Origin of the sequence: Streptococcus cristatus (assembly GCF_963529205.1) — a bacterium.
Taxonomy (GTDB): domain Bacteria; phylum Bacillota; class Bacilli; order Lactobacillales; family Streptococcaceae; genus Streptococcus; species Streptococcus cristatus_O.
The window spans coordinates 1-2,896 of sequence record NZ_CAURYF010000076.1 but is presented as its reverse complement, the minus strand read 5'-3'; the positions used below and the strand labels follow the sequence as shown (position 1 = coordinate 2,896).

At 46.3% G+C, this 2,896-nt stretch carries 4 protein-coding genes; all 4 read left to right on the top strand.

The window, feature by feature from the left end; all coding sequences use genetic code 11:
- Positions 1-545 (top strand): aminodeoxychorismate/anthranilate synthase component II (locus tag RWS39_RS09480; protein ID WP_314482950.1); only part of this gene is annotated, 545 nt, incomplete at its 5' end.
- Between the two features lie 10 nt (positions 546-555).
- Positions 556-1,560 carry an anthranilate phosphoribosyltransferase gene (gene trpD, locus RWS39_RS09475; RefSeq protein ID WP_314482947.1) on the top strand — a complete coding sequence of 335 codons (1,005 nt, stop codon included), beginning with the start codon at positions 556-558 and terminating at the stop codon, positions 1,558-1,560.
- Entirely contained in the window at positions 1,557-2,324 is a 768-nt protein-coding gene (trpC, locus tag RWS39_RS09470) for an indole-3-glycerol phosphate synthase TrpC (RefSeq protein ID WP_314482945.1), read from the top strand. The genes trpD and trpC overlap by 4 nt, the downstream gene beginning before the upstream one ends.
- The coding region (locus RWS39_RS09465; protein ID WP_314482942.1) for a phosphoribosylanthranilate isomerase at positions 2,311-2,896 on the top strand (586 nt) is incomplete at its 3' end. The genes trpC and RWS39_RS09465, both read left to right, overlap by 14 nt.

The following is a 2,896-nucleotide window of genomic DNA, read 5'->3' as shown; positions in this document are numbered from 1 at the left end:
ATTATGATTCTTTTACTTACAATCTAGCCCAGTATATCGGCAATTTCGCAGAAGTCAAGGTCTTGCGAAATGATGATGCAGGCCTTTATCAAGCGGCAGAAGAAGCGGATGCCTTGGTGCTGTCTCCAGGTCCAGGCTGGCCAGCAGATGCAGGACGGATGGAAGAACTTATTCGCGATTTTGCTGGTAAGAAGCCGATTTTGGGGATTTGCTTAGGGCACCAAGCCATTGCAGAAGTATTTGGCGGAAAGCTAGGCTTGGCTCCCAAAGTCATGCACGGCAAGCAAAGTATTCTGCGCTTTGAGGAGAAATCTCCTATCTATCAGGGGATTGAGGATGGGCAGCCGGTCATGCGCTATCATTCGATTTTGATTGAAGAGATGCCAGAGGACTTTGAAGTGACGGCTCGGGCAGTTGATGACAACTCAATCATGGCTATCCAGCACAAGCACCTGCCCATTTATGGTTTTCAGTATCATCCAGAAAGTATTGGCACGCCGGATGGCTTATCGTCTATCAAAAATTTCATCGACTTAGTCAAATAGGGGAAGAATTATGAAAGAAATTATTGCAAAACTAGCCGATTTTAAGGATTTAAGTAGCTCGGAAGTGTCAGATGTGCTAGAGCGCATCGTTACTAGAAGAGTAACGGAAACACAAATTGCAGCCTTTTTGCTGGCTCTCAAGATGAAAGGGGAAACAGTAGAGGAACGGACAGCCTTGGCTCAGGCCATGCGAGGGCATACTCCGCAGATCCCTACTACAATCCGCACAGCCATGGACAATTGTGGAACTGGTGGTGACAAATCATTTAGTTTCAATGTTTCTACCACAGCGGCTTTCGTATTAGCAGGTGGTGGGATCAAGATGGCTAAGCACGGCAATCGCTCCATTACTTCTAAATCAGGATCGGCTGATGTTCTAGAAGCTTTGGGGATTAACCTAAACATGGATACAGCCAGCTTGGGTAAGGTCTTTGATCAGACGGGAATAGTCTTTCTTTTTGCTAAAAATCTTCATCCAGCTATGAAATATATCATGCCAGCTCGTCTCAGTCTAGGTGTTCCCACTATCATGAACCTGACTGGGCCACTCATTCATCCGATGGCTCTAGAAACCCAGCTTTTGGGCACCAGTCGGCCGGATATGCTAGAGAGCACAGCAGAGGTTTTGAAAAATATGGGGCGCAAGCGTGCAGTAGTTGTGTCGGGCCCAGATGGTCTGGACGAGGCCGGTCTTCATGGTCGTACCCAGTACGCTTTGCTGGCAGATGGGGAGATCAGCCTGCATAGCTTTCTACCGTCAGATATTGGTATGGAAGAAATCCCTCTTGAAGCAATTCGTGGGGGTAATGCCAAAGAAAATGCAGATATTCTGGTATCTGTCCTGCAAAATCAAGCCAGCCCCTATCTGGAAATGACAGTTCTGAATGCAGGTCTAGGCTTCTTTGCTAATGGGAAAACAGAAAGCATAGAAGATGGAATAGCTTTGGCCCGTCAAGTGATCGCTAGTGGCGCAGCTTATGAAAAACTCAAACAACTACAGGAGTATCAGAAATGAGCAAAGAATTTCTCCCGACCATTCTAAAGCAAAAAGAGCAGGAAGTGGCGGTCATGTCTTATGAAGAGCTGCAGCCCCTGCGCTCGACCTATTCCCTCTATGAGTATCTCAAAAGCCATCCTCAAGAGCTGCAGCTGATTGCTGAGGTTAAAAAAGCTAGTCCCAGTCTGGGAGATATTAATCTCGGTGTGGATATTGTGGAGCAGGCTCGCACCTATGAACGATGCGGTGCAGCTATGATTTCAGTCCTGACAGATGAGATTTTCTTCAAAGGACATCTGGATTACCTGAGAGAGATTTCAAGTCAAGTGACCATTCCAACCCTCAATAAGGACTTTATCATTGATGAAAAACAGATTGTTCGCGCCCGCAATGCTGGAGCGACAGTTATTCTTCTGATTGTGGCTGCCTTGTCTGAAAAGCGGCTGCAAGAACTCTATAATTTTGCGACGGGTTTAGGCTTGGAAGTTTTGGTCGAAACCCATAATCTGGCGGAGCTGGAAATTGCCCATAGAATAGGAACTCGGATTATCGGTGTTAATAACCGCAATCTAGTTACTTTTGAGACAGATATCAATACAAGTCTCCAGCTATCTGCCCATTTCAAAGATGACAGAGTTTACGTATCTGAGTCCGCTATTTTCAGCAAGGAAGATGCTGAGCTAGTAGCTCCTTATTTCCATGCGGTTTTAGTCGGAACAGCCCTGATGCAGGCTGAGAATGTAGCAGAAAAAATCAAGGAGCTGAAAATTGACAAAGGTTAAGATTTGCGGCTTATCAACGGCCAGCGCTGTGGAAACGGCATGCCAAGCTGGTGCAGATTACATTGGATTTGTCTTTGCTGAGAGCCGTCGGAGGGTCAGTTTGGAGCAAGCTCAGAAGCTAGCTGTCTTGGTGCCGCCTGTTGTCCGAAAGGTAGGAGTTTTCGTTTCTCCGAGCTTGTCAGAGCTGCAGGAAGCTATTTCAGAGGTAAATCTGGATTTAGTGCAGATTCATGGCGATTTTGATGAAGAGCTTCTGACTCAGATTGGCCGGCCGGTTATTCGAGCTTATCAGGTCAAGGGAGCATTAACAGAAGTCAGCCAAGAGGGGGACTACCTGCTCTTTGATGCCCCTCTTGCTGGTAGTGGTCAGACCTTTGACTGGCAAACTTTTGATAAAGGTCAAATCCACCAGCCCTTCTTTATCGCCGGTGGTTTGAATGTAGAAAATGTCCGAGAAGCGATTCAGCACTTTGCCCCTTACGCAGTTGATGTCTCAAGCGGGGTTGAAACTAATGGGCAGAAGGACTTAGAAAAGATAAAAGAATTTATAGAAAGAGTGAAATATGGCATAT

Excerpts from the sequence above, each read along its gene's own strand:
- trpC (WP_314482945.1), top strand. The coding sequence starts at position 1,557 with ATGAGCAAAGAATTTCTCCCGACCATTCTAAAGCAAAAAGAGCAGGAA.
- trpD (WP_314482947.1), top strand. The coding sequence starts at position 556 with ATGAAAGAAATTATTGCAAAACTAGCCGATTTTAAGGATTTAAGTAGC.